This is a genomic window from Amantichitinum ursilacus (assembly GCF_001294205.1).
GTDB lineage: Bacteria > Pseudomonadota > Gammaproteobacteria > Burkholderiales > Chitinibacteraceae > Amantichitinum > Amantichitinum ursilacus.
The window spans coordinates 88,054-109,794 of record NZ_LAQT01000003.1 but is presented as its reverse complement, the minus strand read 5'-3'; the positions used below and the strand labels follow the sequence as shown (position 1 = coordinate 109,794).

26 protein-coding genes are annotated in these 21,741 nt (G+C 60.1%); 15 read left to right on the top strand and 11 right to left on the bottom strand.

The genetic code is table 11. The features are described from left to right. The first annotated feature begins 45 nt into the window (after positions 1–45). From WG78_RS05315 to WG78_RS05260, 12 genes are all read left to right on the top strand, one after another. On the top strand, positions 46–561 hold the full coding sequence (locus WG78_RS05315) for a KdsC family phosphatase (protein WP_053936761.1): 516 nt from the start codon (positions 46–48) through the stop codon (positions 559–561). Between the two features lie 8 nt (positions 562–569). Then, on the top strand, positions 570–1,139 hold the full coding sequence (gene lptC / locus WG78_RS05310; protein ID WP_152969068.1) for an LPS export ABC transporter periplasmic protein LptC: 570 nt from the start codon (positions 570–572) through the stop codon (positions 1,137–1,139). Next, a complete protein-coding gene (lptA, locus tag WG78_RS05305; RefSeq protein ID WP_083458785.1) occupies positions 1,114–1,671 on the top strand; it encodes a lipopolysaccharide transport periplasmic protein LptA in 558 nt (185 codons plus the stop codon). Before lptC ends, lptA begins: the two co-directional genes overlap by 26 nt. Next, positions 1,668–2,420, top strand: a complete 753-nt coding sequence (gene lptB, locus WG78_RS05300) for an LPS export ABC transporter ATP-binding protein (protein ID WP_053936758.1) — start codon at positions 1,668–1,670, stop codon at positions 2,418–2,420. Before lptA ends, lptB begins: the two co-directional genes overlap by 4 nt. 61 nt (positions 2,421–2,481) lie before the next feature. Then, positions 2,482–3,885 carry an RNA polymerase factor sigma-54 gene (locus WG78_RS05295; protein ID WP_053936757.1) on the top strand — a complete coding sequence of 468 codons (1,404 nt, stop codon included), beginning with the start codon at positions 2,482–2,484 and terminating at the stop codon, positions 3,883–3,885. A gap of 56 nt (positions 3,886–3,941) precedes the next feature. Next, positions 3,942–4,280: a ribosome hibernation-promoting factor, HPF/YfiA family gene (gene hpf / locus WG78_RS05290; protein ID WP_053936756.1), complete on the top strand. Its 339-nt coding sequence runs from the start codon at positions 3,942–3,944 to the stop codon at positions 4,278–4,280. 288 nt (positions 4,281–4,568) lie between these two features. Then, the gene (ptsN, locus tag WG78_RS05285) at positions 4,569–5,042 is read left to right on the top strand and encodes a PTS IIA-like nitrogen regulatory protein PtsN (RefSeq protein WP_053936755.1); all 474 of its coding nucleotides are present in this window, start codon (positions 4,569–4,571) and stop codon (positions 5,040–5,042) included. Next, positions 5,023–5,967 carry an HPr(Ser) kinase/phosphatase gene (hprK, locus tag WG78_RS05280; protein WP_053936754.1) on the top strand — a complete coding sequence of 315 codons (945 nt, stop codon included), beginning with the start codon at positions 5,023–5,025 and terminating at the stop codon, positions 5,965–5,967. Before ptsN ends, hprK begins: the two co-directional genes overlap by 20 nt. Further along, positions 5,964–6,818 carry an RNase adapter RapZ gene (gene rapZ / locus WG78_RS05275; protein WP_053936753.1) on the top strand — a complete coding sequence of 285 codons (855 nt, stop codon included), beginning with the start codon at positions 5,964–5,966 and terminating at the stop codon, positions 6,816–6,818. The genes hprK and rapZ overlap by 4 nt, the downstream gene beginning before the upstream one ends. Then, on the top strand, positions 6,805–7,188 hold the full coding sequence (locus WG78_RS05270; protein WP_053936752.1) for a NusG domain II-containing protein: 384 nt from the start codon (positions 6,805–6,807) through the stop codon (positions 7,186–7,188). The genes rapZ and WG78_RS05270 overlap by 14 nt, the downstream gene beginning before the upstream one ends. Then, a complete protein-coding gene (locus WG78_RS05265; RefSeq protein ID WP_053936751.1) occupies positions 7,169–7,723 on the top strand; it encodes a Gx transporter family protein in 555 nt (184 codons plus the stop codon). The genes WG78_RS05270 and WG78_RS05265 overlap by 20 nt, the downstream gene beginning before the upstream one ends. Then, the gene (locus WG78_RS05260) at positions 7,720–8,340 is read left to right on the top strand and encodes a flavin prenyltransferase UbiX (protein WP_053936750.1); all 621 of its coding nucleotides are present in this window, start codon (positions 7,720–7,722) and stop codon (positions 8,338–8,340) included. The genes WG78_RS05265 and WG78_RS05260 overlap by 4 nt, the downstream gene beginning before the upstream one ends. A 193-nt stretch (positions 8,341–8,533) precedes the next feature. Here WG78_RS05260 and WG78_RS05255 read toward each other — a convergent pair whose 3' ends face one another. From WG78_RS05255 to dtd, 5 genes are all read right to left on the bottom strand, one after another. Beyond that, positions 8,534–9,895 carry an MATE family efflux transporter gene (locus WG78_RS05255; RefSeq protein ID WP_053936749.1) on the bottom strand — a complete coding sequence of 454 codons (1,362 nt, stop codon included), beginning with the start codon at positions 9,893–9,895 and terminating at the stop codon, positions 8,534–8,536. A 38-nt stretch (positions 9,896–9,933) separates the two neighbouring features. Then, complete coding sequence (locus tag WG78_RS05250; protein WP_053936748.1) at positions 9,934–10,260, bottom strand: hypothetical protein; 327 nt, start codon at positions 10,258–10,260, stop codon at positions 9,934–9,936. A gap of 376 nt (positions 10,261–10,636) precedes the next feature. Continuing rightward, positions 10,637–11,560, bottom strand: a complete 924-nt coding sequence (locus WG78_RS05240) for a GlxA family transcriptional regulator (protein ID WP_053936746.1) — start codon at positions 11,558–11,560, stop codon at positions 10,637–10,639. Then, positions 11,541–12,107: an isochorismatase family protein gene (locus tag WG78_RS05235; protein ID WP_053936745.1), complete on the bottom strand. Its 567-nt coding sequence runs from the start codon at positions 12,105–12,107 to the stop codon at positions 11,541–11,543. Before WG78_RS05235 ends, WG78_RS05240 begins: the two co-directional genes overlap by 20 nt. A gap of 105 nt (positions 12,108–12,212) precedes the next feature. After that, positions 12,213–12,665, bottom strand: coding sequence for a D-aminoacyl-tRNA deacylase (dtd, locus tag WG78_RS05230; RefSeq protein ID WP_053936744.1), 453 nt, complete (start codon positions 12,663–12,665; stop codon positions 12,213–12,215). Positions 12,666–12,827: 162 nt separating this feature from the next. Between dtd and asd the strand changes: the two genes are divergently transcribed. The 3 genes from asd to WG78_RS05215 all read left to right on the top strand — a co-directional run bounded on the left by asd (position 12,828) and on the right by WG78_RS05215 (position 15,506). After that, positions 12,828–13,937: an aspartate-semialdehyde dehydrogenase gene (gene asd, locus WG78_RS05225; RefSeq protein ID WP_053936743.1), complete on the top strand. Its 1,110-nt coding sequence runs from the start codon at positions 12,828–12,830 to the stop codon at positions 13,935–13,937. A 102-nt stretch (positions 13,938–14,039) separates the two neighbouring features. Continuing rightward, positions 14,040–14,867 (top strand): arylamine N-acetyltransferase family protein, encoded by an 828-nt coding sequence (locus tag WG78_RS05220; protein WP_083458784.1) that lies wholly within the window; start codon positions 14,040–14,042, stop codon positions 14,865–14,867. Positions 14,868–14,915: 48 nt separating this feature from the next. Beyond that, the gene (locus WG78_RS05215; RefSeq protein ID WP_053936741.1) at positions 14,916–15,506 is read left to right on the top strand and encodes an IMPACT family protein; all 591 of its coding nucleotides are present in this window, start codon (positions 14,916–14,918) and stop codon (positions 15,504–15,506) included. Between the two features lie 6 nt (positions 15,507–15,512). On the opposite strand, the gene yaaA is transcribed toward WG78_RS05215, so the two are convergent. The 6 genes from yaaA to WG78_RS05185 form a co-directional block, all read right to left on the bottom strand. Further along, on the bottom strand, positions 15,513–16,292 hold the full coding sequence (gene yaaA, locus WG78_RS05210) for a peroxide stress protein YaaA (RefSeq protein WP_053937019.1): 780 nt from the start codon (positions 16,290–16,292) through the stop codon (positions 15,513–15,515). Between the two features lie 77 nt (positions 16,293–16,369). Continuing rightward, positions 16,370–17,005 (bottom strand): response regulator transcription factor, encoded by a 636-nt coding sequence (locus WG78_RS05205; RefSeq protein ID WP_083458783.1) that lies wholly within the window; start codon positions 17,003–17,005, stop codon positions 16,370–16,372. Between the two features lie 151 nt (positions 17,006–17,156). After that, a complete protein-coding gene (locus WG78_RS05200; RefSeq protein WP_053936740.1) occupies positions 17,157–19,394 on the bottom strand; it encodes a PAS domain-containing sensor histidine kinase in 2,238 nt (745 codons plus the stop codon). Beyond that, positions 19,391–20,392, bottom strand: a complete 1,002-nt coding sequence (locus WG78_RS05195; RefSeq protein WP_053937017.1) for a 2-hydroxyacid dehydrogenase — start codon at positions 20,390–20,392, stop codon at positions 19,391–19,393. Before WG78_RS05195 ends, WG78_RS05200 begins: the two co-directional genes overlap by 4 nt. 47 nt (positions 20,393–20,439) lie before the next feature. Continuing rightward, a complete protein-coding gene (locus WG78_RS05190) occupies positions 20,440–20,694 on the bottom strand; it encodes an RNA-binding protein (protein ID WP_053936739.1) in 255 nt (84 codons plus the stop codon). Between the two features lie 76 nt (positions 20,695–20,770). Beyond that, positions 20,771–21,739, bottom strand: coding sequence for a complex I NDUFA9 subunit family protein (locus WG78_RS05185; RefSeq protein ID WP_053936738.1), 969 nt, complete (start codon positions 21,737–21,739; stop codon positions 20,771–20,773). Positions 21,740–21,741: the final 2 nt, after the last annotated feature.

Genomic DNA, 21,741 nt, shown 5'->3' with positions numbered 1-21,741 from the left:
GCCGCGACGGCGGCCAGATCTTCAATCCTTAAGGAAACCCAGTTAATGACCCACGCCGCAAACCAAGTCCGGCTGATGATTTTTGATGTAGACGGCGTGATGACCGATGGCGGCCTGTATTACACCGACGCCGGAGAAGAGATCAAGGCGTTCAACGCGCTGGATGGGCACGGCATTCGCATGCTGGCCAATACGGGCGTCGAAATCGCCATCATCACGGGCCGCCAGTCGAAGCTGGTGGCGCACCGTGCGGCCAATCTCAAAATTACGCACGTTTATCAAGGCTCCGGTGACAAAGGCGCAACATTTGCCGAATTGCTGGACGCCACCGGCTACAAGCCGGAAGAATGCGGCTATATGGGCGACGATGTGATCGATCTACCGGTCATGACCAAGGTGGCTTTTGCCGTCTCGGTGCCCGCCGCACCCGAATTTGTGCGCCGCCACGCCCACTATGTGACCACCGCGCGCGGCGGCCACGGTGCCGTGCGTGAGGCCTGTGAAACCATCATGGCTGCACAAGGTACGCTGGAAGGCGTGCTGGCCAGCTATTTGCGCTAAGGGTTTCCGTGTCGCAACGCCTATTGCCTTTGGTGATGATTGTCATGCTGGGCCTGCTGGTGTGGCTGCTGAACAGCGCCGCATCGCTGCCCGCGCTGGAGCATCTGAACCGCAACAACGAGCCCGACCTGATCGTGCAGAAAACGCACAGCGTGCGCTTTAACGAAGCCGGTCAACCGTTCGAGCGGCTGGATGCCGACCGCGTACGTCATATCACCGAAAATGACGTCGCCTGGTTCGACAATCCGCACTTTACCTACGTCCTGCCCGGCAAGCCGCGCATGGATCTGGTGACGTCGAGCGCGCAATCGATCAACAAGGGCGACAAGTTATGGATGCCCGACACCGCGGTGCTGACGCGTCAGCCCGATGAACAACATACAAAACTGGTGATTACCGGACGGCAAGTCTGGTTTGCGCCTACCCCGGGCCTGGTCTGGTCGGATGCCGAAGTTGTGGCCGATATGGGCGGCTCGCGCGCCAGTGGCGTGGGCTTTTCGGCCGATACCCAGAAGCAGACCATCATTCTTAAATCGAAAGTGAGCACCATTTATGATCCACCGAAGCGCACTCGCTAGCCTTTTCATCGCAGGTTTGATGCTGGCGAGCGGCCTCGTGCACGCGGCCAAGGCTGACCGCGAAGAAAAAATCCACATTCAGGCGGATCAGGGCAACTTCGACCAGAAGACCAATACCGGTGTCTATATTGGCAATGTCATCGTCACGCAGGGCAGCATGACGCTGCGCTCGGACAAGCTGACCATCAGCCAGGACGCCGACGGCAACCAGTTTTCGCAAGGCCAGGGCAACCCGGTCAAGTTTCGCGAACGCGGCGATGACGGCACCTGGATTACCGCCGAATCGCTGCGCTATGACTACAACGGCAAAACCGGCCTGCTGACGCTGATCGACAAAGCCAATGTGCATAAAGATCAGGACGAAGTGATCGGTGACATCATCACCTACAACCTGAACACCGATCAGTACGAAGCCAAAACCACGGGCAAGAGCGGCAGTCGCGTCAACATCACGATTACGCCGAAGAAGAAAGCCAGCGCACCGGCTGCTGCAGCGCGCCCGGCCGCCACCAACGCCAGTGAGGCCCAATGAGTACCGCAATCCAGGCTGATAACGCGCCGCTTTCGCTCAGCGCGACGGGGCTGATGAAGCGCTATCGCAAACGCACGGTGGTACGCGATGTCACCATCGAAGTGGCCGCAGGCGAAGTGGTGGGTTTGCTGGGCCCCAATGGCGCGGGCAAAACCACCAGCTTTTATATGATCGTGGGCATGGTGGCCATGGACGGCGGTGAAATCCGCCTCAACGGCCAGGACATCGGCCATATGGCCATGCACGAACGCGCACAGCTGGGCCTGGGTTATCTGCCGCAAGAGGCGTCGATCTTTCGCAAGATGACGGTGGCGCAAAATGTGATGTCAGTACTGGAACTGCACCTTAAAGACAGCGCCGAGCGCAATGCGCGGCTGGACGAGTTGTTGCAGGAACTGCATATCAGCCATTTACGCGACAATCAGGCCATGAGCCTGTCGGGTGGCGAACGCCGCCGGGCTGAAATTGCCCGCGCGCTGGCGGCCAATCCACGTTTTATTTTGCTGGATGAACCGTTTGCCGGTGTTGATCCCATTGCGGTGATGGACATCCAGCGCATCATTGCCTACCTGCGGGACAGGGGTATTGGTGTATTGATCACCGATCACAACGTGCGTGAGACTCTTGGCATCTGTGATCGCGCCTATATCATTTCCGAAGGCGCAGTGATGGCCTCGGGCCATCCTGCAGAAATCGTTACCAACGAACAAGTGCGCAAGGTTTATCTGGGCGAACACTTCCGCATGTAATTGCCAGACTCGACATCATGCAGCGCGATCTTCTCCACATTTCTGCTTACTACAAGGTCGCATGAAGCAATCCTTGCAACTGCGGCTGTCACAGCAGCTCAATCTCACGCCTCAGCTGCAGCAATCGATCAAATTGCTGCAGCTTTCCACGCTCGATTTCCAGCAGGAAATCGACCGCTATCTGCTCGAAAACCCGCTGCTGGAACACGATAACGGCAGCAGCGGCGACGCCCCGGCGGAAGGCAGCACTGAATCCAGCAACGACGATCAACGCGATTACAACGACGACCACGGCGACAGCGAAAACTGGGGCTCGGGCAGTGGCAGCCGCGGCAATGGCGACGATGACGATGACTTTGACCCCACCACGCAAGTCGCGCGCGAAATCACGCTGCGCGAGCATTTGCTGGAGCAGGCCGGCGTGCTGCATCTGCCTGCGCGCGACCACGCGGCGCTGGCTTTTCTGATCGACGCGCTCGACGACGAAGGCCTGCTGCCGATTGATCTCGAAGAATTGCTGGAACAAATTCCAGCCGAGATCGTCACTCAATTAGAACTCGAAGTGGACGACCTGGCGGTGGCGCTGGCGCGGCTCAAGCAGATGGAGCCTGTGGGCGTGGGCGCGCGTGGTACGGCCGAAGCGTTGCTGATGCAGTTGCGCTTACTGCCGGACAGTTCGGCCAGACAACTGGCGCAGGTGATCGTGGGGCAGCATCTCGATTTACTCGCGGCCCGCGACTACACTAAGTTAAAACGATTACTGAAATGTGACGACGCGGCGCTTAAAGCCGCACAAGGCGTCATTACCTCGCTCAATCCCCGGCCCGCTGCGCAGTGGGCTGCCTTGACGCCGCGGTATGTGGTGCCTGATGTCCTGGTGCAGAAATACAAAGGTCAGTGGACGGTACGGCTTAATCCGTCAGCCATGCCCCGGCTGCGGCTTAATCAGGTTTACGCAGATATCCTGCAAAGAAGTGAAGGCGGTGTCCTGGCTCGGGAACTGCAAGAAGCCAAATGGCTCGTAAAGAGTGTGCAGCAACGGTTTGAAACCATCCTGCGTGTGGCGCAGGCGATTGTGGAACGGCAACGCGCTTTCTTTGAACACGGTGAAGTGGCCATGCGGCCATTGGTATTGCGCGACATCGCCGAGGTGCTTGATCTGCACGAATCGACGGTGTCCCGGGTCACCACGCAAAAGTACATGATGACCCCGCGCGGGTTGCTGGAATTCAAGTATTTTTTTGGTAGTCATGTGGAAACGGAGGCGGGCGGCGAGTGTTCCGCGACAGCCATCAAAGCGCTGATCCGCCAGATGATCAACAACGAGGACAAGACCAGGCCGTTATCAGACAGCGCCATTGCGGAGGCACTGTCAGGGCAAGGGATCGTGGTTGCGCGACGAACCGTTGCCAAGTACCGGGAGGGGATGAACGTCCCCCCTGTCAATCTGCGCAAAAACCTGTAGCTGCGCCTGTCTCTGGGCGGGCTACGGACCAGTGGCTTAACCAGAAGGAGATCGCCATGAACCTCAACATTAGCGGACATCACCTCGAAGTGACCCCCGCCATCCGGGACTACATCACCAGCAAGCTTGACCGGATAACGCGGCATTTCGACCAGGTGGTAGACGTGAGCGCGATTCTCTCTGTAGAAAAACTACAGCAGAAGGCCGACGTGACCGTTCACGTACGCGGAAAAGATATTCATGTTGAGGCAGTCGACAAAGACATGTACGCCGCCATCGATGCGCTGGTCGACAAGCTCGACCGGCAGATCGTAAAGCACAAGGAGTGTCTGATGGATCATCGTGGTGACAGCATCAAACGCCAGCAAACCGCAGAAGAACCGGACGAAGTGTGATTCTGTAACCCACCAGGCGCGGCGTGCGCTTGACGCAACGGACGGGAACCATTATCTATGGTTCCCGTTTTTCATTATTAAACACGGCTGTACAATCGCCGGACGGGCTGCGGCCCGTAGCAAAAGCACACAGTCTTACGCGTCCCGATTTGCTGCAGCGCATTAATAAATGCTGCGCTAGAATCGGATCAAACTTACGCGCGGCGGAGCGGCAAACCCGGTTCCCCGCAATTTCGCCCTAAGCCGGTGATCCACCAGGCCTGCGGCACGACGAATCGGCAAACCCCTATGAGCCTGATTTCCAGAATTCTGCCTGCCAGCAACCTGTTCCTGGATATGGATGTCGGCAGCAAGAAACGTGTTTTTGAGCAGGTGGGTATCCTGTTTGAAAACAGCCACGCCATTGCACGCAGCGTCGTGTTCGATAGCCTGTTTGCGCGCGAGAAACTCGGCTCGACCGGTCTCGGCCAGGCCGTCGCCATCCCGCACGGCCGCATCAAAGGGCTGAAAGAAGCCAGCGGCGCCTTCATCCGGCTTAAATCGCCGATTCCGTTTGATGCGCCCGATGGCAAACCCGTTAGCCTGATCTTTGTATTGCTTGTGCCGGCCAATGCCACCGATCTGCATTTGCAGATTCTGTCCGAACTGGCCCAACTCTTTTCTGATAAAACCGTGCGCGAACAACTGGCAGAAGTCACCGACGTACAGGCCGCGTGGAAATTGATTACAACGTGGGAGCCGTATGCCGCAGATTACCGTTAGACAGCTGTTCATCGATAACGCGGAAAAGCTACGTCTGACCTGGGTTGCCGGGCAATCAGGCGCCAATAATCTATTGACCAACGATGCAGCCGAGCAAAAACCGCGGCTGGCGCTGGTCGGCCATTTAAACTTTATTCACCCCAACCGGGTGCAAGTACTCGGCATTGCCGAGGTCAATTACTTTCAGGGCCTGAGCCCGGACGCGCAAAAAGAATCGGTGCAGCGTCTGTTCGCCAACGAAATGGCGCTGATGGTGGTGGCCAACAGCCAACCCGTGCCCGAAGCGCTGAAAGAAGGCGCCGAACGCCACCACGTGCCGCTGCTGACCTCCAGCGAACAATCGCCTTATCTGATGGATGTGCTGCGCTATTACCTGTCGAAAGCGCTCGCCGTCTCCACGCATCTGCACGGCGTATTTCTGGATGTGCTGGAAGTGGGCGTGTTGCTGACTGGCGAATCGTCGATGGGTAAGAGCGAGTTGGCGCTGGAGCTGATCTCGCGCGGCCATGGCCTGGTGGCCGACGATGTGGTCGAGGTGTATCGCACCAACCCCGAAATGCTCGAAGGCCGCTGTCCGCCGATGCTGCGCGACTTTCTGGAAGTGCGCGGCATTGGCGTACTGAACATCCGCACCATCTTTGGCGAAACTGCCGTTCGCCCCAAAAAAACGCTCAAGCTGATCGTGCACCTGGCTAAAGCCGGTGGCGAAACGCTGGCCCCGATCGACCGCCTGCAAATGCAGGCCGCCACGCAAGAAATCCTGGGCGTGCAAGTGCGCAAACTGGTCATCCCGGTGGCGGCGGGTCGCAACCTGGCCGTGCTGGTTGAGGCGGCGGTGCGTAACTACATCCTGCAATTGCGTGGTATTGATTCGACGCGCGAATTTATCGAACGCCACCAGCGCTTTATGGAACTGGGCGAATGAGCGTGCAAAGCGTCTTGTTGCTGTCGGGGCTGTCGGGCTCCGGCAAAAGCGTGGCGTTACGCGCGCTGGAAGACCTGGGCTATTTTTGCGTCGACAATCTACCCTCGCCGCTGTTGCCGCAAACCGTGGCGCTGCTGGACGAAGATGGCTACCCCAAAGCGGCCATTGCCATTGATGTGCGCAGCGCGCACAACTTCTCGGCCTTCCCCGAACACCTGCAGGCGCTGCAAGCCATGCGCAAAGACGTGCGCCTGCTGTTTCTGGAATCGAGCACCGAAACGCTGGTCAAGCGTTTCTCCGAAACCCGCCGCAGCCACCCGCTGGCCGCGGGCCATCTGACGGTCAGCGAAGCCATCATGCTTGAGCGCGAAATGCTTGAGTATTTTGCCAACTCGGCGCACCGCTTTGATACCACGGGCTTGTCGGCCAACCAGCTGCGTTCGTGGGTGCGCGATTTTGTCGGGCTGGATAAATCGCGGCTGACCCTTATTTTCGAATCCTTCGGCTTTAAACATGGCCTGCCGCTGGATGCCGATTTTGTGTTTGATGTGCGCTGTCTGCCCAACCCGCATTACGATCCGGTGCTGCGTCCGCTAACGGGCAAAGACCGCCTCGTCATCGATTTTCTGCAGCGCCAGGAATCGGTCGGTAAATACCTGACTCATATCATTGGTTTTCTGGAACGCTGGATTCCCGAATTTGATCGCGACCAGCGTAGCTACGTCACCGTCGCCATCGGCTGTACCGGGGGCCAGCATCGCTCGGTCTATCTCACCGAACAACTCGGTCGCCACTTTGCACCCAACCGTCAGGTATTGGTGCGGCATCGAGAACAATATGCGGGGCTTTGAAAGCCAACTGCTGCGGCCGGGTGACTGGTTGATTACAGGCCTGGCCGCCAGCGCCGTCATCGCCTTGGCCATGCTGGCCTGGCGCAGCGATGGCGCCACGCACGTACGCATCTATCAATCCGGCAAACTGTTTGCCGAGCTGGACCTGGCCGCGCATCGCACGCTCGATGTGCCTGGCCCGCTGGGGCTTACCACCGTCGAAGTCGCGCAAGGTCGCGCCCGCATCGCCGCCGACCCCAGCCCGCGCCAGTATTGCGTACGCGCCGGCTGGCTTAGCCAGAGTGGCCAGGTGGCCATCTGCCTGCCCAATCGCACCAGCATCGAGCTGACCGGCAGCAAGCCGCGCGCCTATGACAGCCTCAGCTACTGACCCTCATGCGCAGACGCTGACCGCCACTGCGGCCGATCTGCGTATTGCCCGTTATGCCGCCATCGCGATTTTGCTGGGCGTGGTGGAGGCAGGTTTCCCCTCGCCCATCCCCGGCGTTAAACCCGGCATCGCCAATATCATCACGCTGGTGGTGTTGTGGCGTTATGGCTGGCGCGATGCGGCGTGGGTGTCACTGCTGCGGATTTTTGGCGGCGCGCTGGTACTGGGCGGATTTTTGTCGCCCGGCTTTGCCTTGGGCTTGTGCGGCGGACTGTGCAGCCTGGCCGCACTGGGCGCGGCGCAATATCTACCACGGCGCTGGTTTGGCCCGGTCAGCCTGTCGCTGATCGCCGCGTTTGCGCATATCGCCGGGCAATTGGGCCTGGCGCGCTTGTGGCTCATCCCCGATAACGGCATTGTGCGACTGGCCCCGGTGTTTTTTGGCGCAGCATTGTTGTTCGGGCTGGCCAATGGCCTGATCGCCGCACGCCTGCTGCGCCCTGCCCCTGAATACGCTGAAGAGACTGCTATATGAAAACCATCACCGTCGGCCTGACTGGCGCCTCCGGCTTGCCTTATGGCATGCGCCTGATCCAATCCCTGCTGGCTGCGGGCTGCACAGTGCACGTGTTGTACACGCAGGCGGCGCAGATTGTGGCGCGGCAAGAAATGGGCTTTACCTGGCCCGGCCGCGCGGCTGAACTGGCGGACTGGATGCGCGCCCACTTTGCGCTGGCCGAAGCCGATGCGGCGCGACTGCAGGTATTCGGCCAGCAAGAATGGTTTGCGCCCATGGCCTCGGGCTCCAATCCTGGCGATGGCATGGTGGTGTGCCCGTGCACGATGGGCGCGTTAGCGGCGATTGCGGGGGGCGCTTCGGACAATCTGCTGGAGCGCGCGGCCGATGTGATGATCAAGGAAAACAAAAAGCTGATTCTGGTGCCGCGCGAAGCGCCGTTTTCAGCGCTGCACCTCGAAAACATGCTCAAGCTGGCGCGCCTGGGCGTGGTCATCCTGCCGCCCAACCCGGGCTTTTATCATCATCCGCAAACCATCGGCGATCTGGTGGATTTTGTAGTGGCGCGCATCCTGGACCAACTGGCGGTGCCGCACCAGCTGATGCAACGCTGGGGTGAAGAAACGCCGGAATAAAGCGTGCCATAACACGCAAACTGGCTGATCCAGGCGGCATGCATCGGGTGGGTCTAGACCCACCCTGCAAGGTGACATGCCAGGATTGCTGCATGTGGATATGGCTTTGATGGGTGGGTCGAGACCCACCCTATGAGTGACGGCCGCGCGCAATCCTGCATTGGGCGGCTTCCGGCGTGCTCTTCAAGGCATTTCAAGCCGCACGGGCCAAGCGGTTGCTGACGCGCGCGAACTGCCACGACAGCAAGCACGCCGTAAAGCCCAGCGCCACCACCAACGCAGTCCAGTAGCCCGCTGCGCCATAGCCCTGCACATGGTCACCCCAGCCAAACGTCAGCACATAACCCAGTGGCAAACCCACAATCCAGAACGCAGTCAGGTGGATGATCATCGGTGTGCGCGTTACCTTGTAGCCACGCAAGATGCCCGCAGCGATGACCTGGGTGGCGTCAAACAACTGGAATAACGCGGCATACATCAGCAGCACTGAAGCCAGCGCCAGCACTTGCGCATCTTGCGTATACCAACCGGCAATCCAGCCGTGGCCCAACGCAGTAAACAAACCCGACGCCACCGCCGACGCCAAGCCCATCTTGAAGCCGGCCCAGCCGATAAAACGTGCATCGGCCGGTTGCTGCGCGCCCAGCGCCTGGCCCACACGCACGGTCAGCGCCGTGCCCAGCGCAGCCGGAATCTGGAACACCAGCGAGGCAAAATTCAGCGCGATCTGATGTGCCGCCACCGGCACCGTGCCCAGCCGCGCAATCAGCAACGAAATCCCCGCAAACGCGCTCACTTCCACAAAAAACATCAAGCCCATCGGCACGCCCAGCTTGATCAGCTCAAACTGTTTGCGCCAATCAATACGCTGCCAGTTGCGCAGCGGATAAGTATCGCGATAGGTAGGGGAATAGCGGATCCACGCCAGCATCATCAGCGCGCTGGCCCACAGACAGAACGCCGAGGCATACCCGCAGCCCACGCCGCCCATGGCCGGAAAGCCAAAGTGGCCATAAATCAGAATCCAGTTGGCCGGCACATTCAGCGCCAGGCCCACCAACGCCATAATCATCATCGGCTTGGTGCTGTTCAGGCTGGCGCTATAGCTATAACAGACGCGGAAAAACGAGAACGCCGGCAAGCCCCAGGCCACGCCCACCAGAAAACGATGCGCCTTGTCGGCCACAGCGGGCGCCAGACCCAGGTGGCCAAAAATCGGCATCGCCGCCCACACCAGCAACCAGCCCACCACGGTAAACATGGCGGCCTGGTAAAACGCCTGTTGCACCAAAAACGAAATCTGCTTGCGCTCATTGGCGCCCACGGCGTGCGCAATCAGCGGGCTGCTGGCCAGCAGCAGCCCGATCATGGTGACGATAATCGTAATCCATACCGATGCGCCCACCGACACCGCGGCCAGATCGTCTGCCGACACGTGCCCGGCCATTACGGCATCGACAAACGCCGTGCCCACCTGCGCCAACTGGCCAATCATGATGGGCCAGGCCAGCGTCCATGTAGCGCGGATTTCTTGCCAGAGTCGTGCCAGGGTCATGCGATCCTTGCGGGGATTTTTATAAGTTGCGGAGCGCGTTAGCGGGTCAGGCCAACGCAGCCCTGGCGCGTCGGCACTTCGTAGCAGCCGATCAGTTCGGGCAGGCGTTGGCAGAACAACAAGGCGGCTTCGAGCTCGATATCGAGAACGGCCAGCGAACCATCCGCCAGCAAACCGGTGGGATAACCCAGCGCGGTGGCCACCGCCGACGCGCGTGATAGCGCGGCGACACTGACACCGGCGGCGGTTTTAAGGCGCAACCAACAACGATGTTCCAGTCGCAGCGCGGCGGGCGAAATCACCGGTGCGAGCAAGGCGCGGCGGGGCAACGACAAAGCGGGCTCGATTTCAAGACAATCAACCATGGGACAACCTCCATCGAAAAGAAAATGCGACATCGACGGCGGCCCCAGTTGCGAAGCAGCCGACGCTTTAGCGGATTTCCCGTGTAAAACCGGCGCGCCCCGCAAGTTGTCGATTAACTCGGCGCGGCCATGCGTAAAGCATGGCTAAAAAACAAAAAACCTGCGTGCCAGACGCAGGTTTCGGCACGCTTTAGCAGTATTTATCAGGCGCCCTGCAAGCTGAATATCAAATCGGCGCAACAGGTCGTATTTGTACGCCTGCCCTGCAACCCGCGTCAACCCTTGCACCAGAACAGATGCGCAATCCGCAGCATGGGCAAAATCTGTTGCGCCTTAACCGATTGATTGGTCAGCACGGCGCGTGGAGGGCAAGCGCTTAATGCGCCGCCCGCGCTTGCGCCAGCACGCGCCGCAAATCGCGCGCCGAACCAAAACCGGCCATTTCCGCCACGCGTTCCAGCGGCAAACGACTATCCGCCAGCAAGGTCTGCGCCTGCGCCACGCGCAATGCGCGCAGATATTCATTGGGCGTGATCTGCGCGTTTTCGCGAAACAAGCGCGTGAGATGACGCGGCGACACATGCGCAATCTGCGCCATCTTTTCCAGCGACCACTCGCCCGCCAGTTCCAGCGCCAGCCGCTCCTGCACGCGATGCACCAGCGGATGCATATGATTGCGATACATAAACCACGCCGACAATTGCGGGTCATCGCCGCCCCGCCGGAAATACACCACCAGCCGCCGCGCCACGTCGGCCGCCACTTGCGGCGACACCTTGCTGGCAATCAGTTGCAAGGCCAGATCGATGCCGGCAGTAATCCCGGCCGAGGTCCAGATGCGGCCGTCCTGCACAAACACGCGGTTGGCCTCGATCTGCGCGGTGGGGGCATACGCTTGCAGTTCGGCCAGATGCGCAAAGTGCGTGGTGCAGCGCAAGCCATCCAGCAAGCCCGCCTGCGCCGCGTACAGCGCGCCCGCGCACACGGTGGCCAGTTCCAGCTCGGGCTGCAGCATGATGTGGCGCAACCAGCGCACGATGGCCGCGTGGTGCGGGTTGGCGTGGTCCGGTTCGTGGCCGGGCATGATGATCAGCGCCGGGCCATCAATCTGCTGCGGCAACGGCTGCAGATTGGCCACGGTCAGCCCCATCAGCGTGTGTGCGGTCGGATTGGGGCCGATGAAATGCAGGCGGAAATGCTCGGCCCCGGCCATGCGCAAAGCCTCAGCCGGGCCCGCCAGATCCAGCAACAGCAAGTCGTCGCTGACCACCAACCAGACATCAAGCGGCGACGGCTGCATCCAACCCCGCCAGACATTGCGCCACCGTCACGACGCGGGCAAAACGATCCGCCAGCACCAGCTCCGTACGATGTTTGATTTGTGCCGCCGACAAGGTGCTGCCGTCCGCGTGCTGCATCGGCCAGGTCAGCGTGGCTTCCGAGACAAAGTCGACCGCGAAACCCAGGTCCGACGCCACGCGCGCGGTGGTTTCGCAGCATTGTTCGGTGCGGATGCCGCTGATGCTCAGATGCGTGATCTGATGTTGCTGCAACCAGGCCAGCAAACCGCTTTCGGTCAACGCGTTGTGCACATGCTTGTTGAACGTGGCATCGGCCTGTCTGGGCAACCAGTCCAGCGCTACGCAAAACCCGTTGGCCGGATCGAACGCGCCCTGGCTGTGATGGAAAACCTGCACCACCGGCAGCCCGCGCGCCTGGTACCCGGCGATCAGATCAAGTTGATGTTGCCGGTACGCGGGCATGTCGGTTTCATCCCAGAACGGACGTTGGGTAAACGACTGCTGTACATCGATCACCAGCAACGCAGATTTGACGGGCGTGTTCACAAGGGCGGCTCCTGAGTAGTATACAGCCATACTGTAGTACGCCGCCCCGCCTTTAATAATGCCGGTTCCGGTCGACTAGCGGACTAATCCGGACATCATGCAATCCTATTCCGGATTACGCGAGTCCAGCATTAATGTAACCGGGCCATCATTAACCAGATGCACCTGCATGTCCGCGCCAAACACCCCGGTTGGCACCGGTTTGCCCAACAACGCGGCCATCTGCTCGACAAAGGCATCGAACAACCCGGTCGCCTGCTCGCCGCGCGCTGCGCCCATCCACGACGGCCGATTGCCGTTGCGATACGAGCCAAACAACGTAAATTGCGACACCGCCAGCACCTCGCCGCCACTATCCAACACCGAGCGGTTCATCACCCCGTCGGCATCGCCAAACACGCGCAACTTGCTGACCTTGGCGCTCATCCACGCGACGTCTTTAGCGGTATCGGCGGGCTCGATGCCCACCAGCAATAACAGACCTTCTCCAATCTGGCCGACCACCTCGCTGGCCACTTCGACGCGCGCTTGCGTCACGCGTTGTAACAACACCCGCATAAATCCTCCTGCAAAACGCCGATCATAAGCGCAATAACTGCACCATTTGCTTTCATATCCGCCGAATGTCGCAGTCGGCACGCCCCATACTGGCGCTCAATACAGAACTTCTCTAATATCGATCGTTCACTTTGGCAAAACGCAACTGTAAAGGGTACGACGATGAAAAAGGTGGGCCTGGTTGGCTGGCGCGGAATGGTAGGTTCCGTATTGATGCAGCGTATGCAGGAAGAAAAAGATTTCGACCTGATTGAACCGGTGTTCTTCACTACATCGCAGGCCGGCAAAGCCGCGCCTGAATTCGGCGGCAAAACCGGCGGCACCCTTAAAGATGCGCATAACCTCGACGAACTGGCGGCCATGGACGTCATCATTTCGTGCCAGGGTGGCGATTACACCAACGACGTGTTCCGTCGCCTGCGCGCCTCGGGCTGGAACGGCTACTGGATCGACGCCGCCTCCACGCTGCGCATGGAAGACGACACCGTCATCATTCTGGACCCGGTCAACGATGGCCTGATCCGCAATGCCGTGGCTAACGGCGTAAAAAACTTTGCCGGCGGCAACTGTACCAACTCCATCCTGCTGATGGGCGTGGGCGGTCTGTTCCGCGAAAACCTGGTGGAATGGGTCAGTTCGATGACCTATCAAGCTGCATCGGGCGCGGGCGCCAACAATATGCGCGAGCTGGTCAAAGGCATGGGCGTGATCAACGCCGCCGTGGCGGATGATCTGGCCAACCCGGCTTCGGCCATTCTGGAAATTGATCGCAAGGTGGCCAAGGCCATCCGCGAAGACGTGCCGACCGAGTTCTTCCCGGCGCCGCTGGCGGGCGGTCTGATCCCCTGGATCGACAAGCAGCTGGAAAACGGCCAGAGCAAGGAAGAATGGAAAGGCCAGGCCGAGGTCAACAAGATTCTGGGCACGGAGCACACCATCCCGGTCGATGGCCTGTGTGTGCGCATCGGCGCGATGCGTTGCCACAGCCTGGCGCTGACCATCAAGCTGAAAAAAGACCTGCCGCTGGCCGAAATCGAAGCGCTGATCCAGTCGTCCAACCCGTGGGTGAAGTGGGTGCCGAATGATCGCAGCATCACCGAGCAAAACCTGACGCCCGCCGCCATCACCGGTGGCCTGGAAGTGGGCGTGGGCCGTGTGCGCAAACTGAACATGGGCCCGGAATACATTAGCGCGTTTGTGATTGGTGACCAGCTGTTGTGGGGCGCGGCCGAACCGCTGCGCCGCATGCTGCGGATTCTGCTGGACAAGTAAGCGTACAAATTAGCCGCCGCAAAGATACAGGACGCCAGATGCGTCCTGTTTTTTTATCTGGTAGCGTCAGGGCGCTTTTACTTTTACCGATCGAGCGACCCCATGGCGTTTCTAGACCAATACCTGGCCCTACTCGGCATGACCGAGCCCCTGCCCGCAGACCCGTTAACGCGCTTGCAGGTACTGCATCGCGCGCATCAGCAGGCCTTGCCGTTCAACAATATTGATTTGCTGCTGGGCCGGCAGAACACGCTGGACGCCGATGCGTTGCAAAAGCGTGTGCTGGATGAGCGCCTGGGCGGCTACTGTTTTGAATTGAATGGCGCGTTTGCGCGGCTGCTAAGCGAGCTCGGTTACGACGTGCAAAGCCATCTGGCGCGCGTGCTGGTGGCCGGTGGCCCGCTGGAAGAACAACCGCGCACGCATCAGGTGTTGACGGTGAAACTGGGTGCGGGCGAAACCTGGGTGGTGGATGTCGGCTTTGGCGCCAACAGCCTGCGCGAACCGGCGCGGTTGCAAACAGGCCAGCCCTTCCATCAACTCGACGGCACGCTGCAATATCGCACCCACGCGGGTGGCTGGGTGTTTGAATACGAACGCCGCGGTCATTGGTTACCGCTGTACTGGTTTGATCTAGACCCGGTGTTTGCGGTGGATTGCGCGCTGGCGCATCACTATACCGCCACGCATCCGGCCTCACCGTTTTTAGGCCATTTGATGGCGATACGCCTGACCCCCACGGGCCGTATCACCTTTAACAATCTGCGCATGACCGTGCAGAGCGGCGAAGAGCGGCACGAAACCGTTATCGATAGCCCGGCGCTGCTGCATACCGCCATCAACGAGCAACTGCACTACCCGCTTGACGCGGCCGATGCCGAAACGCTGTTCTGCAAACTCAGTGCCTGTGATCAAACCCCGGCGGGCTAAGCCGCCTACAATGGCGGTCTTGTTCTGAACGCGCCGGTTGTCGCCGCCATGCCTGTATTTACGCTCGCCCAGCCGGTGCATACCGAACTGGAAATCAAGAAAAGCCGTTTTCTGGGCAGCGTGCTGCCGGTGGCCGACCGCGCCAGCGCGCTGGCGCTAATCGAGCAAACCCGTGTCGCGCACCCGACCGCCACGCATGTGTGCTGGGCCTTGCTGGCGGGTGGGCAATCGGGGATGTCGGATGACGGCGAGCCCAGCGGCACGGCCGGGCGACCGATGCTGGAAGTATTGCGGCATCAACACGTGGATGGCGTGCTGGCCACCGTGGTGCGCTATTACGGCGGCGTCAAACTCGGCGCGGGCGGGCTGGTGCGCGCGTATACCGATGCGATCGCCAAAGCGATGCAACAGGCCACGCTGGTGGAACGCATTGCGCAACTTCGCTTAAACGTTGAAGTGGATTACGCCGATGAGGCGCGCGTGCGGCACTGGCTGGGCGGCAATGGCTACGCACTGGTTGAGGCCGACCATGGCTTGCGCGTCAAAATGGTCATCGAATTGCCCGAAACCGCCGCCGCCCACGCACACGACCAACTGCGCGACCTGACCCAAGGCCGCGCCCGCATCACCGACACTTAGGGTGCGTTACGCCGCGATCTTGCGCCGGAACACCCAACGCAGCGCATCGCTCTCATCCGGCACAAACGCATAACCTTCCAGATCAAAATGTTTGAGCTTGTTGACGTCAGCAATATGGTGCTGCGTGGCATAGCGCACCATCAGCCCGCGCGCGCGTTTGGCGTAAAAGCTGATGATCTTGTAGCGGCCGCCTTTGTAATCCTCAAACACCGGCGTAATCACCGGGCAGGCCAGCGCCTTGGGTTTGACCGATTTGAAATACTCATCCGAGGCCAGATTAACCAGCACCGCCGGTTGCTCCGCATTGAGCGTTTGCGTCAGCGTATCGCCCCAGAATGCGTACAGATTGCGCCCGGCCGCATTGGCCAGCGGCTTGCCCATTTCCAGCCGGTACGGTTGCATCAGGTCAAACGGCTTTAGCACGCCGTACAGCCCCGACAGAATCCGCAGATGGCGTTCCAGATAATCAAAGCCTTTTTCGCTCATGCTGGCCGCATTCAGGCCTTCATACACGTCGCCCATAAACGCCAGTAAGGCGGGCCGTGAATTGTCGGGGGTAAACGGCGTTTGCCAGCTTTGATAGCGGCTGACGTTCAGCGCCGCCAGTTCATCCGAAATGCCCATCAACGCACTGATTTGCGCTGGCGTTTGCTGGCGCAGCAAATCAATCAGCTGACGTGATTGCGGCAGAAACTGCGGTTGCGTATGGCGTGTGGTGGGCAGCGGGGAAGTGAAATCGAGCGTCTTGGCAGGCGAAATCACCATCAAAAAATGTTGGGCAGACATGGGCGGCAGGCTTTTAAAACGGCGCCGCCCGGCAAAAACGCGCGGGCGACGGCACATCAATCAAAAAACAAAAACGTTTATTCAGTCGGATTATTGGTGTCGATCTGCGCATCGCGCAGCAGCGCCGCCAGTTCCATCGCGGTTTTGACGTGCATCTTTTCCAGAATGCGCGCGCGATGCACTTCCACGGTTTTCATGCTGATCGACAAATCATCGGCAATCTGTTTGTTCAGGCGGCCGGTCAGTATCAGCTTCATCACTTCGCGTTCGCGCGGGGTGAGTGTGGACAGGCGGATTTCGACGGCGTGGCGCGCTTGCCACTGGTTGCGGCGCGCGGTGTCGGCGCGCAGGCAGTTTTCCACCAGATCGACAATCTCGTTATCGCTAAACGGCTTTTCGATAAAGTCGGCCGCGCCGCCTTTCAGCGCCGCCACCGCCATCGGCACATCGCCGTGGCCGGTTAAAAACACCACCGGCGGCGTGTATGCGTATTCTTTCAGGCGCTCAAACAACTCGGTACCGCTCATGCCCGGCATGCGCACATCCAGGATCAGGCAGCTAAAGCGCTCGGGCGCATAGTCGGCCAGAAACAGCTCGGCCGAAGCAAATGCTTGTACTTCGTGGTCACGCGTCGAAAACAGCCAGGCCAGCGCGTCGCGCAGCGCGTCGTCGTCATCGACGATCGCAATGCGGCCGAAGTTGTTGGCTTTCATGGTGATGCGCTCCCTCAATGCTGTTTGCTGTTGTGGCCCAGGCGTCGATGTCGCCCCCGGCAATTCCGGCAGCCTTTATAACGCTTTTGTGGCGTTCCCGATAGTTCAGGCCTTTACCCATACCCCCGTTTACGGGCGATCAGGGCGGTGTTTACGGTTCCAGCGCCACTTCTTCGGCGCTGGAAAACGGCAGCGTAAAGTAAAAGCGCGTGCCGCCACCCGGGTTGGCTTCTACGCCCATGCGGCCGTGATGGTGTTCGATAATCGAGCGGCAAATGTTCAGGCCGATGCCCATGCCGGTGTCTTTGGTGGTGTAGAACGGCTTGAATAACTGCTCTTGCTGTTCGGGCGCAATGCCCACGCCACGGTCGGCGATCACCACGCGCAACATATCGGCTTCGCGCGTCAGATTGATGGCCAGTATGCGTTGCGCGGGGGGCACGTTATCCATGGCTTCCATCGCGTTCTTGATCAGGTTGAACAACACCTGCTCCAGCATCACGGCATCGGCAAATATCGGCGGCATGCCTTCGCTTTGCAGAATCGATACATCCACCATGCGCCGCACGATTTCATGCCCCAACAAGCCCAACACGGTATCCAGCAAGGTATTGATATCGCAGCGCTGGCGCCGCGGCGCGCGCCGTTGCACAAATTCGCGGATACCTCGAATGATGTGGCCCGCGCGTTTGGCTTGTTCGCCCATCTTGTCCAGCGCTTGCCCCAGCTGGCCCAGATTGGGCGTGGCGCTTGAGAGCACATTGCGGCAGCCCGACACATAACTGGCAATCGCGCCCAGCGGCTGGTTCAGCTCGTGCGCCAGACTGGATGCCATTTCACCCATGCTGATCAGGCGCGCCGTTTGTTGCAGCGCCTCGTTTTGCTGACGTTCGCGCTCACTGGCGGATTTCAGCGCGGTGGCGTCGGTGGCAATTTCCAGCCACACCGCCGAGCCATCCACCCACGTGCTTTGCCGGCTCTTGATCTGATACCAGCGATCCCGAAAGCCGTCGTACCACTCCGCATCCACCGGCGGTTCGGCGCGGCGCGTTACAAACGGCAAAATACAGCAGCGGCCGCGCAGATCGGGCAACTGGAAGGCGCGGTCAAATTGCAGATTGGACATCAGCAATTCGCCGGTCTCGGCATCCGACACCGCCACCGCGGCATCCAGACCATTCAGCACCGCCACAAAGCGTTCGTGCGATGCCTGCAGTGCTTCGCGCTCGCGGCGGATTTCGGTCACGTCGTGCAAGGAGCCCATCCAGCCGATATGGCGGCCGTCGCCATCCACCAACGGCGAGGCGTTGATCCGCACATCAAAGCGTTCGCCATTGCGCCGCATCAGCCGCACCATAAAACCGCCCGGCTCGATATGGCCGGCGATGATGGCTTCATAAGTGGCTTGGCAGCGCTCGAATTCTTCGGGCGGCCAGTACGGCATCGGCGCTTTAAAGTCGCGCATTTCTTCAGCGCTGTAGCCGACCATTTCGCAGAAGGCGCGATTGGCATAGATGATGCGGCCATAACGGTCGTACGCGATCATGCCCGAGCTCAGCGACGCATCCACCGCATGCCGGAACGCCACTTCCGCCTTCAGCCGCACCTCGGCTTCGGCGCGCACGCGCATCATGCGGCTGAGTGCGGCGGTGGAAGCCAGCATCGACACGGCCAATATCAACAACAAGGCGGGCAGGATATCGCCGGTGGCCGATAAGGACGTGGCGTACAGATCGGCCTTCAATTGCATGCCCAGCGGCGGTGCGGTCAGCAAAATGGTGTGGCTGATGCCCGAGGTATCGAGCTGGCGCTGGAATTTGGAAGTCACCGGATGGTTGTCATGGTCCAGCAGCGACACCTGATAGCGCTGCGCAATCCACCACGGCACTTGCTGTTGCAACAGCGTATCCAGCGCAATGCTGGCCACGATAAAGCTGCGATGGTCCGGCGTGGCCACCGCGTAGGTGACTTTAGGCTCGCCGTGCGACAGGGTGACGTCGCTCCAGCCGCCCGTGCCTTCATACGGCACCGCCCACGCGGTTTGCGAGGTATGCCAGATCACCTCGCCGTGGCCATTCTGGATAGACAGACTGCTGATTTCGGGGCTGGTCTGGATCAGCGACAACACGCGCGCCTGAAACACGGGCGAGTTGAGATCGGTGACATTCAGCGTGGCCGCCAGCCCCGACAACGATTGCAGATCAAAGGTAATCTGCTGTTCGATCGCCTGCTTTTGCCATAGCAAATCCTGCTCCAGCAAGGCGGCGCGCTGGCTACTGGCTTCGTCGCGCGATTGCAACAAATAGGCGGCGAAGGCCAGCGTAAATACGCCGGCCAACAGGCCTGGTATCAGCGGCAGCCAGCGTGCAAATCGATGTGGGGGGCTCATGCCCCGGGTTTTACGACATTCACCAACGGCTGTCCATTCTGGAAAGCCGTGACGTTTTCAAGCACGGTCTCGGCAATGGCGGTCAGCGCTTCTTCGGTCAAAAAGCCCTGATGTGATGTGATCATCACATTGGGAAACGTGGTCAGCCGCGCCAGCATGTCGTCCTTCAGCGCCTCGTGCGACAAATCCTCAAAGAACACGCCTTCTTCGTACTCGTACACATCCAAGCCCACGCCAAACAACTTGCCGGTTTTCAGCGCGCGCAACAGCGCCTTGGTGTCGATCAGCCCACCGCGACTGGTGTTGATGATGACCGAGCCATGCTTCATCAGCGCCAGCGTTTCGGCGTTGATCATATGCTGCGTGGCCGGGGTCAGCGGCGCGTGCAAAGACACGATGTCGGATTGCGCCAGCAAAGTGGGCAGATCAACAAATTCGCAACCGAGTTCAGCAGCGCGCTCGGGCGAGGCATTGTTGTCATTGGCCAGCACGCGGCAGCCAAAACCTTTGGCGATATTCATCGCCGCAATGCCGATCTTGCCCGCGCCCACCACGCCAAAGGTACGGCCGTGCAGATTAAAGCCCACCAGGCCATCCAGCGAGAAATTGCCTTCGCGAATACGTTGATAAGCGCGATGTGTTTTGCGCACCAACGTCAGCAGCAGCGCAAACACATGCTCGGCCACCGCCTCGGGCGAATACGCCGGCACGCGCGTCACCGGAATCCCCATCTCAGCGGCGGCGACGATATCAACGCCATTAAAACCGGCGCAGCGCAACGCAATCAGCTTGACGCCCTGGCGCTTCAGCTCGGCGATGACGGTGCGATCGAGCTTGTCGTTAACAAACGGGCACACCACATCAAAGCCCGCCACCAGCGGCGTGGTGTGGCGGTTCAGCCGGTCTTCAAAATAGGTGATTTCATAGCCGTAGCGCTGGTTGGCCGTGTCCAGGCCGGCACGGTCATAGCGTTTGCTATCGAATACGGCGATACGGATCGTCATCGGAGTGTCCCGGGCGAGTCGTTAAAAAATCAGCAAGCGGCTTATTGGCCCCAGCCCAGATTGGTATGGGCGCAGCTCAGCATACGTTCGCGCCACAAATGGCCATTGAGCTGCTGCGACACGGCGCCCGCTTCGGTATCGCCCAGATCCAGCGTAATCAGCGCGGCAAGGCGGTCGCTCAGGCCTTCGGCCAGGGTGATTTCACCGAGACCGGGCACGCCCAGGTCTTGCAACAGCGCGCGGATATCGTCAATGGACGCCTCGGGCGGGATATTACCAAGCAGAATTTGTGACATGACCTGACACTCCAGTAAAGCTGTGTGAAAAAAAGAAAGCTGAACGGCGGCCAACCGCGATAGTGCGCTTGCGCTGTTACGGCGACAAGTTGCCGCGTCGGGCGCGCGCGCGATGGCCCGCAAAGCGTCCGCGCGTGGCCGCCACGGACAAATAAGCGGGCGCAATCGCCTCCAGCGCGGAGGGCGGTTGACCGGCAATGGGCGGAAAAGGTTGCGTGCTGGTGTTGGCCACGCTCATCGAGTCAAAGTTGTCGATGCTCATCGGCGCGTTGGGCAGCAGGCCCAACACGGTGGCCTGCAAACGCCCTGCCCAGTCCGGCAAGGCCCACACCGGGCGCGGATTGCCGCTGATAACGCCCACATAGCGCACGATGTCGCTCAATGTATAAACCCGCGGGCCCGCCAGATCGATGGTTTTGCCGATATAGGCCGGGTCCAGCAGCGCTTGCACAAACGCCGCCGCCACATCCTTTACCCAGACGGGCTGGAACTGCGCATCGGCCCGCGCCAGCGGCATCACCGGAAAACGCTTTTGCAATGCGGCAAACAAGGTCAGAAAACTGTCGCCCTCACCAAAGATGACCGAGGGCCGGAAGATGGTCCATTGTTCGTGGCTGGCGCGCACCGTGTCTTCGGCCTGGCCTTTGCTGCGCAGATAGTGCGAGGGCCCGTCCGCGCTGGCGCCCAAGGCGCTCATATGCAGATAGCGCGTAACGCCCGTGGCGCGGCAGGCTTCGAGCACATCACAAGTCAATTCGTAATGGTTGCGTGCAAAGGCGCGCGGCGTGCCTTGCAATATGCCCACCAGATTAATGACCGCGCTGCAGCCCAGCACCAGTTGCGGCAACACGCTGCGATCATGGATATCCGCCTGCACCAGCGTCACATTGGGCAGCGTTAGCAAGCGGCCGCGCATACGTTCGCGATCGCGCGTGGGCACAATCACCCGGAAACCGGCGCGGCACAATTGCGCGGCCAGATACGTGCCGACAAAGCCACTGCCGCCCAGCATCAACACCGGCAAACGCTGACTGGATGCACTCATGA